This window comes from Flavobacterium sp. (assembly GCF_035456225.1).
Taxonomy (GTDB): domain Bacteria; phylum Bacteroidota; class Bacteroidia; order Flavobacteriales; family Flavobacteriaceae; genus Flavobacterium.
Map to the genome: position 1 here is coordinate 1 of NZ_DATIDM010000169.1, position 13,189 is coordinate 13,189.

Sequence of the window (13,189 nt, forward strand, 5' to 3'; positions counted from 1 at the left end):
GCTTCTTGTGACACTAACGAAGTTCACTTTGCATGGTTAAACACAGCAAAAGACAATGGTGGAATCGAAGGTGTAACTTACCCATTGTTGGCTGATACAACAAGAAACTTATCTACTGCTTTAGGCATTTTAGATGCAGAAGAAGTATTCAACGAAGAAACTGGTGATTATTTAATCGAAGGTTCAAATGTTACTTACAGAGCTACTTATCTTATTGATGAGACTGGAAAAATTTTCCACGAAAGTGTAAACGACATGCCATTAGGAAGAAATGTTGGTGAGTACTTACGTTTAATCGACGCTTACACTCACGTTCAGACTAAAGGTGAAGTTTGTCCTGCTAACTGGGAAAACGGAAAAGAAGCTATGACAGCTGACCGATTAAGTACTGCTGCTTACTTAAGCAAAAACTAATCAGAAAAACCTATACAAAACTCCAAATTCCAATAAAACTTGGGATTTGGGGTTTAATTAAAAAATCAGAAACGCCATGTTAATAGAATTAAACGAAGACACCCTTCAAAATATAGTTGGCACCAACGAAAAAGTGGTAGTGCAATTTTCTGCCTCATGGTGCGGGAACTGCCGAATCATGAAACCGAAGTTCAAAAGACTTTCTACAGAAAATGAAAACATCGCTTTTGTTTTAGTGGATGCTGAAAATTCTCCGGAATCAAGAAAACTGGCTAATGTTTCCAATTTACCAACATTTGCCACATTCGTAAACGGAAAACTGGTAAACGAAACACAAACCAATAAGGCAGAAGTTTTAACCGAATTGGTTAATGAAATCATATAACTATGAAATTACCGGTAATAAAACATCTGACGCAGTTTATTGAAGAAAACGATCAGGATTATATTGTTGAAACCATCGAAGTATTGGAAGCCCTAACCGAAGTTCCGTCATTAAAAGATGAAGAACTGGATGTTATCGGTGAGTTGATTTCCAACATGTACGGCGCACTGGAAGTAAACAAAATGGTAAAAAACGGAACCGATAAAAAAGAAGCGCTTAATGCCTTTATGCAACGTGTTTTGGGCTCCATTGATAAATAGCCTTTTTATTAGCAACACCAAAGCTTTTCTGTTAAAAAGAAAGGCTTTTTTTATTATATCGTTAAATAAAGTGAATATTTTTAGTATGCATTCCTATTAATTTAACAAAATAATCATATATTCGTTATTCTAAATTAACGCATATATGAAAGAAACTACTTATTTTATTTGTATTTTATCGCTGTTAATTGTAAATATTTCCTTCGCACAGGATGTACAATCAGGGTACAAACCCCGTCCGAAAGAATATGAATTGTACGGAAAAATAGGCGACAGTATTTTCACATTAAAGACTCCCACCGAAAATTTTGCCGGAAAAACATTCGAGAGTAAATTACCTTACCCGATTCTGTTCATCCACGGATTAAATTCCAGTTCCGAAACCTGGAACACAACTACAGACTATTTCGATTCCCAATACAGTTATACTTATGGCGGCCGCTTTGATTTCTGCTTGAATGCAGACGGAAACAATGCCACCACAAACAAAAATTTTTACCCTCTCCCGGGCGCGGACATTGCCGCTTTCGAATCTTCGGTCATCAACGGTGATTATTACTATGTCAACTTTAATGTCAAAGTGGACGGCTCATTCGATACTGATGTGTTGAGCAACCAATCGGCAGTAGCAAAACAAGGTGCTGCGGTTAAAAAAGCCGTTGAACGTGTTTTACAGTTAACCGGAAAAGACAAAGTCATTTTGGTAGGACACAGCATGGGCGGATTGGCATCAAGAGAGTACATTCAAAATCCATCCAACTGGCAAGCGGATAACAGACATCATGTGGCAAAGTTATTAACCATCGGAACACCACACGGAGGAAGCAATGCAAGCGACACTACTATTATTGCATCACTAATAGGAACAGATTTACAGTCGGAAGCCATAAGGGACCTAAAGGCAACTTATTATTACAGTGGTGAACCAAGCCGTTTTCTTTTTGGAGGTGTTGAGATTCAGAATTCATCAAACATGAATGACAATTCACATACTCCTGATTTTTACAATGTTGACATTAATTGCAACGGAATTATCGGTGAAACCATTCAGGGTTTAAATCAGAAACCTATCGACAACCTCATTGATTTTTCCAGTGTTATCGGTCGGATTACAAATGCTTTTGGCTCCAACATTACAACTGATGGCGTTGTTGAAGAACCTTCTTCAAAAATGGATACCTATATAACCGGATTAACCTACCCCACCAAAGTCTTTTATTTCAATTCAGGGTATGACATTATTGAAAATCACACCGAGTTACCAGGATATTATTATCAGATAATGCAAGGTCTTGATGAGTCTAATTTCAAAGAATTGGCTTATGATGTAACAACAAATAAAAACTACTTCGGTTATTCCACAATTCAGGCAGCAACAGGAGCTGATAACGACTATTATAAGTTTACTGTAACCGATAATATCACTGCAAATGTATCTGTAAGTACTATTGTTACAAGCAGCATGAACGCAACCATTTTAGACAATATAGGAACCGCAATCGGAGCGGCACAAAATAACTCGGGATCCAATTTAAACTTTACGAGAACTTTAAGTCCTGGATCTTATTTTCTGAAAATTACAAGCACCAATCCAACCAACACAAACTACCAGACGCCTTACAATTTTGTTATCACAAGTACACTGACAACGCCGGAAAACAATTTTGCCACTATGATTTTTTATCCGAATCCGGTAAAAGACGTACTACACTTGGATAACGTAAGTATTTCTAAAGCAACTATATATTCCATTATAGGGCAGCAATTAGGTGTCAAATCATTTGAAAGCTCAATAACATCAAATACACTCGATATGTCTGACTATTCGAAAGGAATTTATCTAATTGTTCTTGAGAACGGAAATAACCATCAGACTATTAAAGTGGTTAAAGAGTAAATTTTTTAATAAACTAAAAAAAGAGCTACTGTCTCAAAACAAGTTCAAGAGGAATGCGGATTTAAACCGATTCTCTAAAAATATTCAACACAGATTTCACAAATTTTTACAGCCTAATATGTGAAAATTCGTGAAATCTGTGTTCTAAGCAGTAAGCCTTTATTTTAAATTTGGAGACGGGCACTTATTTTATTTGAAATATTTTTTTCTAAACCAAAAGGCAAGGTTTACCAAAGCAATTAAAGCAGGAACTTCCACTAACGGACCGATTACGCCTGCAAATGCCTGTCCGCTGTTAATTCCGAAAACCCCAATGGCTACAGCGATTGCCAATTCAAAATTGTTACCGGTTGCCGTAAAGGCGATTGCAGTGGATTTCGAATAATCGGCACCAAAATACTTTCCGATAAAGAAACTGGCTACAAACATAACAGCAAAATAAATCACAAGAGGAATTGCAATCCGCACAACATCCATCGGAATCTGAACGATCAATTCACCTTTCAAACTGAACATCAGAACAATCGTAAACAATAGGGCAATTAAAGTTATTGGTGAAATGACAGGGACGTATTTCGTTTGAAACCATTCTTCGCCTTTAAAATGAATTAATGCATAGCGACTGATGACACCTAACGCAAAGGGGATTCCGAGATAAATTCCAACACTTTCCGCAATTTGGGCAATGCTGACGTTAACTTCAAATCCGCTGAAACCGAAAACAGGTGGCAATACCGTTATGAACAAATAAGCATAAACACTGTAAAGAAACACCTGAAAAATACTGTTTAAAGCTATCAGGCCGGCTCCATACTCTCTGTTGCCCTCGGCTAAATCGTTCCAGACCACCACCATGGCAATACATCTTGCCAATCCGATAAGAATGACACCTATCATGTATTCGGGATACCCGTTCAAAAACAAAACAGCCAGAAAAAACATTAGGACGGGACCAACAATCCAGTTAAGAAACAGCGATGCTCCAAGTACTTTGAAGTTTTTGAAAACTTCCCCCATTTTAGAATAGTTAACTTTCGCTAATGGTGGATACATCATCAGGATTAAACCAATGGCAAGCGGGATATTGGTAGTTCCGTTTGAAAACGAATTAATAAAACCACTGCTTGACGGTATAAAATAACCGATTGTGACTCCGCCAATCATGGCTAAAAATATCCACAAAGTCAAATAGTTATCAAGAAAACTTAATCTCTTTCGTTCCAGTGCTGGTGTACAATTATTAGCTGACATAGTATTTCTTTATTTGTGAAAACACATACTTCATTTCGGTAGCGATTTCAATGCTTCGTTCTGAATATTTTTCGGTTTGTAAATTGGTGTTGTCGTATACTTTCGGATCATCATAACGAATCGGGAAACGTTTTTCGGCTCCAGCAATAAACGGACAGCCTTCATCCGCTTGCGAACAGGTCATAATCGCGGCAAAACCAGATTTCGGATTGAATTCGGCGTCAAATACCTTTGAAAAACCAATCACCGGATGCTCATTATCCGAAAACTTAATACTGTAAACCGGATTGGCTTCTGCACTCAATGCTCCAACTGAAAATCCTTGCTTCGACAATGTTTCGGCTACTTTCGGAAATAGCGCCGTAGCTTCGGTTCCGCCCGAAAAACATTGCACATTGTTAATTCCGAAATAAAAAGCCATTGTTTGCGCCCAAATTTGCGACAAATGGCTTCTTCTGGAATTGTGCGTACATATAAAATTCAACTTAACAACCTGATTTGCTTCAATTTTCGATTGGATATAATCAATCAGCGGCTGAAGCATTTCTTTCCTTTCGGATGAAATCGTGTTTTCTGAAAAACTCTTGATCTGATTTTCTAAATCGGCAAACAATTTGTTCATAAAATCCGCTTTTTAGCAACAGGATGAATTTGGCGCGCAACAGGATGACTGTTCCTGCAAATCTTTTAAAGAAACTTTCATCTTTTCGTTCGGCACTCCGCATTGATCCTGGGCTAAACAAGCCGTTTTCTTAACAACCAGAACAAAATCTTTCCCGTTAAAATCCAGATCATACTTCCCTATGGTATCAGATTGGTATTCCACTTCGATTTCATTATCACCAATATTCAATACTTTTTCAGATAATTCGATAATGTGTGACAACTTTTGCGGTTTTAAACGATGATCATAATCATTGGCATCCCACAACTGAAAATTCACCACAGTTTCTTTTCGAACCGTTCCTCCGCAGTCGATAAAATTCTTTGTAATCTCCCCTATTTCAGTCACATGAAAATGTTCCGGAACAAAAGTTCCGTCAGGCAATTGAAAGTTTACCGCTTCCATTGTTTTCAATACTTCTTTAATTTCTGCTAGTCTCATAATTACAGTATTTCATAATTAACAACATTTCATAATTAGATTATTTGATATTCCTGAAAAATAATTTTCCAGTTTTTTCATAGTATCCGGATTTAAGCAATAACAAATCGCGGTTCCTTCAATATTTCCCTTAATGATTCCTACACTTTTCAATTCCTTCAGATGCTGGGAAACCGTAGGTTGGGCTAATGGTAATTCATTTACGATATCACCGCAAATACATGAATCCACCTTTAAAAGATACTCTATTATAGCCACTCTTGCCGGATGCGAAATAGCTTTAAATAACGACGCCATTTCGTTTTGCTGCGCTGAAAAGAATTCTGATTTTGAAGCTCCCATTTCATATATTTTTATATTGCAATATTACAATAAACAAATGGATTAAAAAAGCAATTCAGCAAAAAACTAATTCTCAAATAAATTCATTACTTTTGAAACTCTAAAAAAACAAAAAATGGCTCAGATAAAATTGAAAGGAAACCCTGTAAATACAACAGGTACATTACCTCAAATAGGTACTCAGGCATCAGACTTCACTTTAGTAAAAACTGATTTATCAACGGTTTCATTAACCGATTTCAAAGGAAGTAAATTGGTTTTAAACATATTCCCAAGCATCGATACAAGCACTTGTGCTACTTCGGTTCGTAAATTCAATGAAACAGCAAGCAACTTAAGTAACACAAAAGTATTGTGTATTTCACGTGATTTACCATTCGCTCAAAACCGTTTTTGTGGCGCAGAAGGTTTGGAAAATGTGGTAAACTTATCGGATTTCAGAGACGGATCTTTCGGAGAAACTTACGGATTAACCATTACTGACGGACCTTTAACCGGATTACATTCCCGTGCGGTAATCGTTTTGGATGAAAATGGAGTGGTGAAACACGCAGAACAGGTTGAGGATATCGTTGACGAACCTAATTACGAAAAAGCTTTAGCTGCACTTTAATGGAAATCAACAAAGATAATTCCTTCGTTACCGGAAGGTTAAAAAGTGTCGGTTTTGCCGTAAAAGGCGCTATTAAATTGATTACTACCGAACACAGCGTCATGGTACAATCCTCAATTGCTGTACTAATGATTGTTGCCGGTTTTTATTTTAATATTTCTCAAACCGAATGGATGTTTCAGGTCCTGATTTTCGGTTTGGTATTAAGTATCGAAGGTTTGAATACGGCTGTTGAAAAAATTGCCGATTTTATTCATCCCGATTACCATGAACGCATCGGTTTCATCAAAGATATTGCTGCGGGAGCTGTTTTTTTCGCTGCAATGTCTGCAATCGCAATCGGATTAATCATATATTTACCAAGAATAATATAATTCAGAAGCGATTATCTATTTTTTACCAAATTTTGTATTCTAAATGGCGAAGACAACAAAAAAAGAAACATCTGAATCAAAATCTAACGACGGAACTCCAAAATCTCGTTTGCAGTTAAATCGCAGAAACAAAGTCCTTATTGGGGCTTTGCTTGTTTTATTTGCGGTTGCATTACTGCTTTCATTCGTTTCCTATTATATTTATGGTGATTACGACCAAAGTTCGCTTAGCTCGTTCGCGGACAGAAGCGAAAAAACCTATAACTGGTTAGGGAAATTCGGAGCCTATCTGTCTGATTTCTTTTTATATAAAGGATTCGGAGCCGCTTCATTTTTGTTTGTCCGTCTATTCTTTTTAGCCGGAGCTTATATGCTTGTTGACATTTCATTGGCAAAATTGAAAAGTTCTGTTTTCTGGGACATGTTCGCCATGGTGATCATTTCGATTCTTTGTGGATTTTTCTGGGATTATATTCCGCAATTGGGAGGCGTTATCGGTTATGAGATGAATCTTTTCGCACAGGATTATATCGGAAAAACCGGAACATTCCTGGTACTTCTTTTTGGAGTTATCGTTTATCTTATTTTGAAAATCAAGGTTTCTACGGAAGGAATTAAAAACTTCTTCGAAAGCAGAAGCCGATCATTTGAAGAAGAATTAAACGAAGGAAAAGATGTTACCGAAAACAATATAAGCACACCTACTCCACTGGTTAACGACATTGATGACAGTGATGATTTTATAGAGGAAGAAGAAGTTCCAACTTCAAATCCGAGTCTGGATTTTAACGATGCTGAAGATGATGAAATTCTTTCGAATATCGAATTGAAAACAGTCCCTTCATCTTTTGAAATAAATAAAGAAGCCTTAAAACCAACCATCGAACATCCTTCGGAAATAACTTTAAAAACGGTTCCTCCGGTTGCAGTTCCTCATGTTATCCCTCCTGTAACCCCGATTGTGCCTGAAGTTCCAAAATCCGAAATCATACAAACGGATGACGATAGCTTCACCATTGAAAAAATCGAAGAAGAAACTACGGTTGAGGAGAATTTAGCGGCGCGTTTGGTTCAGGATTTTGGCGAATTTGATCCTACTTTGGAGCTGTCCAATTACCAATTCCCGTCAATTGAGCTTTTAAAGGAATATTCATCTGGCGGAATTACCATCAATCAGGCCGAATTGGAAGAAAACAAAAACCGAATCGTAGACACACTGAAAAACTACAACATCGGAATTTCTCAAATCAAAGCCACTGTTGGTCCGACAGTTACCTTATATGAAATCGTACCGGAAGCAGGTATCCGAATTTCAAAAATCAAAAACCTGGAAGACGATATCGCACTTTCGTTAGCAGCTTTGGGTATTCGTATCATTGCTCCTATTCCGGGCAAAGGAACAATCGGTATTGAAGTTCCGAACAACAATCCGACCATGGTTTCCATGAAGAGCGTGATTGCTTCTCCGAAGTTCCAGACTGCCGAAATGGAATTGCCGATTGCTTTAGGTAAAACCATCTCGAATGAAACCTTCGTAGTGGATTTAGCCAAAATGCCTCACTTGTTAATGGCTGGTGCAACCGGTCAGGGTAAATCGGTCGGATTGAATGCCGTACTTACCTCATTACTATACAAAAAACATCCTGCCGAAGTAAAATTTGTTTTGGTTGACCCTAAAAAGGTTGAGTTGACCCTATTCAATAAAATAGAAAGACATTATTTGGCAAAACTTCCGGATGATGGTGACGCTATTATTACCGATAACACAAAAGTAATCAACACGTTGAACTCGCTTTGTATCGAAATGGACAACCGTTATTCTTTGCTTAAAGATGCCATGGTTCGTAACATCAAGGAATACAATGAGAAATTCAAACAACGCAAACTGAACCCGGAAAACGGACACAAATTCTTACCTTACATTGTGTTGGTGGTGGATGAGTTCGCCGATTTGATTATGACTGCGGGAAAAGAAGTGGAAACACCTATCGCCCGTCTGGCGCAGCTGGCACGTGCTATCGGAATTCACTTGATCATTGCTACGCAGCGTCCTTCGGTAAACGTAATTACGGGTATGATCAAAGCGAATTTCCCGGCCCGAATTGCTTTCCGTGTTACCTCAAAAATTGATTCAAGAACAATTTTGGATACTGGTGGTGCCGATCAGCTGATTGGTCGTGGAGATTTATTGTATACGCAAGGGAACGATATCGTCCGTGTACAATGTGCTTTCGTGGACACGCCTGAAGTTGAAAAAATCACAGAATTCATCGGTTCGCAAAAAGCTTACCCTAATGCTTATTTCCTACCGGAATACATTGGCGAAGAAAGTGGCATAAGTCTTGATATAGATATTTCCGAAAGAGATTCTATGTTCAGGGAAGCTGCCGAAATTATTGTCACGGCACAACAGGGTTCTGCATCATTACTGCAACGTAAATTAAAATTGGGTTACAACCGGGCCGGCCGACTAATCGATCAGTTGGAAGCTGCCGGAATTGTTGGTCCGTTTGAAGGCAGTAAGGCACGAAGCGTTAATATTCCCGATCTAGTAGCTCTGGAACATTTTTTCGCTAATGAACAAAACAATATGTAAATGAAATCTAAAATACACCTATATAACAATACTCCCCTATTTATTGGCAAAACCATTATTACACTTGTTTTTGCTTTATTTATGTGTTTTCCGGTAACCGCCCAGAATTCGCAAAAAGCCAAGGATCTGTTGGACGATGTTACCGCTAAAGTAAAAAGTTACGATAATATCGTAATTAACTTCAGCTATTCGGTGCAGAATTTAAAGCAAAACGTAGATCAGGAAAGCAAAGGAAATGTTACCATGAAAGGAAATCAGTATGTTTTGAATTTCATGGGAGTGACTAAAATTTTTGACGGAAAGAAAAATTACACCATTGTGCCGGAAGACCAAGAAATCACTATTTCCAAACACGACGATAACGATCCGAATACATTGACCCCGGCAAAAATGCTTACCTTCTTTAATTCCGGATTCAAGTATTCCTGGGATATTTTACAAAACATCAAAGGACGACAGATTCAGTATGTGAAATTGGTTCCGACAAACCCGAAAGACAACCGAAAAGAAATTTTATTAGGTATCGATGCGCAGACAAAGAACATCTATAATTTGATTGAAATGAATAAAAACGGGTCCAAAACCACCATCGTTGTTAATTCTTTTAAAACTAATCAACCTATTTCGAAAAATCATTTTACCTTTACCCAGAGTAAATATCCTAATTACTACATCAATAATTTAGACTAGATTTCGGGTGAAAATTTTAGATCGTTACATTCTTACATCCTTCCTGACTACATTTGCCTCGGTATTTGTAATTCTTTTTTTCATATTCATTTTACAGGGAATCTGGCTTTTCATTTCTGAATTGGCCGGTAAAAACCTCGATTACATGGTAGTCGTTAAATTCCTTGTTTTTTATTCGCCAAAAATTGTTCCTTTAGTTTTACCGCTGTCGATACTGTTGGCCTCCATTATGACTTTCGGAAGTTTTGCCGAAAATTATGAATTTGCTGCAATGAAGTCGGCCGGAATTTCTTTAGGCAGAGCCATGAAAGCATTGACCGTTTTTATCTTTTTATTGAGTTTTGCCGCATTCTTTTTCGCCAATACCATAATTCCGAAAGCCGAATACAAATTCCTCAATCTACGAAAAGACATTCTGCAGACAAAACCGGCCATGGCTATTGCTGAAGGACAGTTCAACACCATCGGAAATTCCAACATTAAAGTAGACAAAAAAACCGGAGAAAACGGCGAATTGCTGGAAGGTGTTACCATGCACGTTAAATCAGCACAAGGCTTCGGAAACAAGACCGTCATAAAAGCAAAAAAAGGGATTCTTAAAAGTGAAGAAGGATCAAACATCCTTAAACTGGATTTGATTGATGGCTTTTATTACGAGGACGTTTACCCTAAAAAATATGAAGATCAGCGAAAATTTCCTTTCGCTAAAGCTTCTTTTAAGAAATATACAATAAACATTGACCTTACAAACCTAAATAAAAGCCAGGCAGAAGGTGAAATCGTAAACACAAATACCATGCTTAATGTAAGTGAATTGAATTTTACAATTGATTCACTTCAGAAAAGCTATAAAAAAGATATGGTTTCATTTACTGAAAATATATCTCAAGGAATTGAATTCACACTGAAACCCAAGCCTTTTAATTCTTCCGGGAAATTCAAAAACAGTGACGATGTTTTGGCTACTTTTTCGTTAAGCGAAAGAAATCAGATTTTAGAATCGGCCCTGAATAATGTTACCAGTACTGATTTTTCAATTCAAAACAATAAAAACGATTTATTTGAAAAGAAAAAAAATATAAACAAACACTGGATTGCACTGCATGAAAAATTCGTAGTTGCCTTCTCTTGTTTGCTTATGTTTTTCATAGGAGCCCCATTGGGAGCTATCATTCGAAAAGGAGGATTGGGATTGCCAATTGTCTTTGCCGTATTAATATTCATCATTTTCCACTTTATCAACACTTTCGGAAGAAAAGTAGCGCAAGAGAATGGTATTCCTCCATTTTTGGGCTGTTGGATGTCTGCAATGGTTTTATCACCACTGGCAATCTCATTAACATACAGAGCTACAAACGATATTGGTGTGATGGTTAATTTTGACTGGATTATTGAACCAGTTCAAAAATTGATAAATAAAGCATTAAACAACACAGAAAAAACAGGTCTCGAAGACAATACCGGAGATCAGAAAAACGAAAATTAAAATGTCAACTACTGAAAAAATACAACTCAACACTATTGAAGAGGCAATTGAAGATATCCGTCAGGGAAAAGTAATCATTGTAGTAGATGATGAAGATCGTGAAAACGAAGGTGATTTTTTAGCCGCTGCTGATAAAGTTACCCCTGAAATGATAAACTTCATGGCTACATACGGGAAAGGACTTATCTGTACTCCCCTAACGGAAAAAAGATGTAAAGAACTTGATCTGCATGCCATGGTAGGCAATAATACCGATCCGATGCAAACGGCCTTTACAGTTTCTGTTGATTTAAGAGGAAACGGAGTAACCACTGGTATTTCTGCATCTGACCGATCCAAAACGGTTGAAGCATTGGTTAATCCGGACACAAAGCCGTTCGAATTAGGTCGCCCGGGACATATATTCCCGCTTATCGCAAAAGAAGGAGGTGTTTTAAGACGAACTGGCCACACTGAAGCCGCTATTGATTTTGCACGTTTGGCTGGCTTCCGACCTGCCGGTGTTATCTGCGAAATCATGAACGATGACGGTACGATGGCACGTTTACCTCAATTGGTTGAAGTAGCAAAGAAATTAGACCTGAAATTGGTTTCGATTGAAGATTTGGTTGCTTACAGAATGCAACATGACAGTTTGATCCATAAAAAAGAAGATTTCGAAATCCAAACACGTTTTGGCGATTTTCGATTACGTGCCTATTTACAAATCACTAACAAACAAGTACATATCGCGTTAACAAAAGGAAGTTGGAGTGCCGGAGAACCAATATTAACCCGTATTAATTCTACGCACATTAACAATGATATTTTAGGTACGCTTACAAATGACGATGCCGACAAGAAATTGGATGATATGTTCAAACGTATCAACGAGGAAGGAAAAGGAGCTATTCTTTTTATAAATCACCAAACTCAAGCTTCTGATTTATTAAGTCGTTTATCGGAATTAAAAGAATTACAGGAAAAAGGTGTTCACAGAGCCCCGCAAATTAAAATCGATATTAAAGATTTTGGAATCGGTGCGCAAATTTTACATGATTTGGATATTTCAAAAATCCGATTATTATCGAATTCGGCGCAAACCAAACGTGTCGGAATGATTGGATACGGACTTGAAATCACCGAATACGTTGGGTTCTAAAAAAATATTTTTAATTTTTTCATTTTGTAAAACAAACGAAATGAGAACATTAAAAAAAGATTGAATTTTATTTCATTTTTTTAGCCGAAAAAGGTTTGCAGAAATAAAAAAACCGTCTATATTTGCACTCGCAATACGGAAGTAAAGCGAGACATACTGGAGAAATGGCAGAGTGGTCGATTGCGGCAGTCTTGAAAACTGTTGACTGTAACAGGTCCGGGGGTTCGAATCCCTCTTTCTCCGCTGAGTAAATCTCAAAATGAATCAAAACCCTTTAAACATCAACGTTTAAAGGGTTTTTTCTTTTCACCGAATAACCAAATTATTCATGATTTCTCAAAAAATCGGTGCACAATCGGTGCACTTTCAAAATGAGAAAAACCGGTGCACCGAATTTTGGCTTAACCCCAGTAAAATAAGCTGTTCACATAATGAACATCTTGCCTTGTGTTGACGATTATTGTAAATTAATTATCAACTTAAAGGTTACCAAAATGAAAACAAGAATCACAGTCCTTTTCTATCTTAGAAAATCCAAAGTCAATGCCCAGGGGCAAATGCCAATTTACCAACGTGTAACCATCGATGGACAACGCTTCGACCTAAGCACCGGACTTTATATTGAAGAAGTCAAA

The 13,189-nt window shown here is 37.4% G+C and carries 14 protein-coding genes, 1 tRNA gene and 1 pseudogene; 12 read left to right on the top strand and 4 right to left on the bottom strand.

Annotated features, from left to right (window positions below; all coding sequences use genetic code 11):
• The 4 genes from VLB74_RS10030 to VLB74_RS10045 form a co-directional block, all read left to right on the top strand.
• Nucleotides 1–414: redoxin domain-containing protein (locus tag VLB74_RS10030; RefSeq protein ID WP_325203324.1), on the top strand; the 414-nt coding region annotated here is incomplete at its 5' end.
• Between the two features lie 76 nt (nt 415–490).
• Nucleotides 491–799 (top strand): thioredoxin family protein, encoded by a 309-nt coding sequence (locus VLB74_RS10035; protein WP_325203325.1) that lies wholly within the window; start codon nt 491–493, stop codon nt 797–799.
• A gap of 2 nt (nt 800–801) precedes the next feature.
• Entirely contained in the window at nt 802–1,059 is a 258-nt protein-coding gene (locus VLB74_RS10040; RefSeq protein ID WP_023579269.1) for a DUF6952 family protein, read from the top strand.
• Between the two features lie 145 nt (nt 1,060–1,204).
• A complete protein-coding gene (locus VLB74_RS10045; RefSeq protein WP_325203326.1) occupies nt 1,205–2,956 on the top strand; it encodes an alpha/beta fold hydrolase in 1,752 nt (583 codons plus the stop codon).
• Between the two features lie 189 nt (nt 2,957–3,145).
• On the opposite strand, the gene arsB is transcribed toward VLB74_RS10045, so the two are convergent.
• The 4 genes from arsB to VLB74_RS10065 are packed head-to-tail and all read right to left on the bottom strand — an operon-like array spanning nt 3,146 to nt 5,654.
• Nucleotides 3,146–4,207, bottom strand: coding sequence for an ACR3 family arsenite efflux transporter (gene arsB, locus VLB74_RS10050; RefSeq protein WP_325203327.1), 1,062 nt, complete (start codon nt 4,205–4,207; stop codon nt 3,146–3,148).
• Nucleotides 4,197–4,829, bottom strand: coding sequence for an arsenate-mycothiol transferase ArsC (locus VLB74_RS10055; protein WP_325203328.1), 633 nt, complete (start codon nt 4,827–4,829; stop codon nt 4,197–4,199). Before VLB74_RS10055 ends, arsB begins: the two co-directional genes overlap by 11 nt.
• 12 nt (nt 4,830–4,841) lie before the next feature.
• Entirely contained in the window at nt 4,842–5,312 is a 471-nt protein-coding gene (locus VLB74_RS10060; protein WP_325203329.1) for a DUF6428 family protein, read from the bottom strand.
• A gap of 18 nt (nt 5,313–5,330) precedes the next feature.
• Nucleotides 5,331–5,654, bottom strand: coding sequence for an ArsR/SmtB family transcription factor (locus VLB74_RS10065; protein ID WP_325203330.1), 324 nt, complete (start codon nt 5,652–5,654; stop codon nt 5,331–5,333).
• Nucleotides 5,655–5,769: 115 nt separating this feature from the next.
• Between VLB74_RS10065 and tpx the strand changes: the two genes are divergently transcribed.
• The 8 genes and pseudogenes from tpx to VLB74_RS10105 all read left to right on the top strand — a co-directional run.
• Complete coding sequence (gene tpx, locus VLB74_RS10070) at nt 5,770–6,267, top strand: thiol peroxidase (RefSeq protein ID WP_325203331.1); 498 nt, start codon at nt 5,770–5,772, stop codon at nt 6,265–6,267.
• Nucleotides 6,267–6,641, top strand: coding sequence for a diacylglycerol kinase family protein (locus tag VLB74_RS10075; protein ID WP_325203332.1), 375 nt, complete (start codon nt 6,267–6,269; stop codon nt 6,639–6,641). The genes tpx and VLB74_RS10075 overlap by 1 nt, the downstream gene beginning before the upstream one ends.
• Nucleotides 6,642–6,684: 43 nt before the next feature.
• Nucleotides 6,685–9,237, top strand: a complete 2,553-nt coding sequence (locus VLB74_RS10080; protein WP_325203333.1) for a DNA translocase FtsK — start codon at nt 6,685–6,687, stop codon at nt 9,235–9,237.
• The gene (lolA1, locus tag VLB74_RS10085; RefSeq protein ID WP_414655597.1) at nt 9,238–9,927 is read left to right on the top strand and encodes an outer membrane lipoprotein periplasmic chaperone LolA1; all 690 of its coding nucleotides are present in this window, start codon (nt 9,238–9,240) and stop codon (nt 9,925–9,927) included.
• 7 nt (nt 9,928–9,934) lie between these two features.
• The gene (locus VLB74_RS10090; RefSeq protein WP_325203334.1) at nt 9,935–11,413 is read left to right on the top strand and encodes an LptF/LptG family permease; all 1,479 of its coding nucleotides are present in this window, start codon (nt 9,935–9,937) and stop codon (nt 11,411–11,413) included.
• A 1-nt stretch (nt 11,414) separates the two neighbouring features.
• Nucleotides 11,415–12,554, top strand: a complete 1,140-nt coding sequence (gene ribB / locus VLB74_RS10095) for a 3,4-dihydroxy-2-butanone-4-phosphate synthase (protein WP_325203335.1) — start codon at nt 11,415–11,417, stop codon at nt 12,552–12,554.
• Nucleotides 12,555–12,712: 158 nt separating this feature from the next.
• A tRNA-Ser gene (locus VLB74_RS10100) sits at nt 12,713–12,797 on the top strand.
• Nucleotides 12,798–12,985: 188 nt separating this feature from the next.
• Nucleotides 12,986–13,189 (top strand): annotated as a pseudogene (locus tag VLB74_RS10105) (Arm DNA-binding domain-containing protein); the annotation flags it as partial.

What these genes read in the sequence shown, in the direction of transcription:
- lolA1 (WP_414655597.1), top strand. Translation starts at nt 9,238, where the DNA reads ATGAAATCTAAAATACACCTATATAACAATACTCCCCTATTTATTGGC.
- VLB74_RS10060 (WP_325203329.1), bottom strand. Translation starts at nt 5,312, where the DNA reads ATGAGACTAGCAGAAATTAAAGAAGTATTGAAAACAATGGAAGCGGTA.
- tpx (WP_325203331.1), top strand. Translation starts at nt 5,770, where the DNA reads ATGGCTCAGATAAAATTGAAAGGAAACCCTGTAAATACAACAGGTACA.
- VLB74_RS10045 (WP_325203326.1), top strand. Translation starts at nt 1,205, where the DNA reads ATGAAAGAAACTACTTATTTTATTTGTATTTTATCGCTGTTAATTGTA.
- VLB74_RS10075 (WP_325203332.1), top strand. Translation starts at nt 6,267, where the DNA reads ATGGAAATCAACAAAGATAATTCCTTCGTTACCGGAAGGTTAAAAAGT.
- VLB74_RS10035 (WP_325203325.1), top strand. Translation starts at nt 491, where the DNA reads ATGTTAATAGAATTAAACGAAGACACCCTTCAAAATATAGTTGGCACC.
- VLB74_RS10040 (WP_023579269.1), top strand. Translation starts at nt 802, where the DNA reads ATGAAATTACCGGTAATAAAACATCTGACGCAGTTTATTGAAGAAAAC.
- ribB (WP_325203335.1), top strand. Translation starts at nt 11,415, where the DNA reads ATGTCAACTACTGAAAAAATACAACTCAACACTATTGAAGAGGCAATT.
- arsB (WP_325203327.1), bottom strand. Translation starts at nt 4,207, where the DNA reads ATGTCAGCTAATAATTGTACACCAGCACTGGAACGAAAGAGATTAAGT.
- VLB74_RS10080 (WP_325203333.1), top strand. Translation starts at nt 6,685, where the DNA reads ATGGCGAAGACAACAAAAAAAGAAACATCTGAATCAAAATCTAACGAC.
- VLB74_RS10065 (WP_325203330.1), bottom strand. Translation starts at nt 5,654, where the DNA reads ATGGGAGCTTCAAAATCAGAATTCTTTTCAGCGCAGCAAAACGAAATG.
- VLB74_RS10055 (WP_325203328.1), bottom strand. Translation starts at nt 4,829, where the DNA reads ATGAACAAATTGTTTGCCGATTTAGAAAATCAGATCAAGAGTTTTTCA.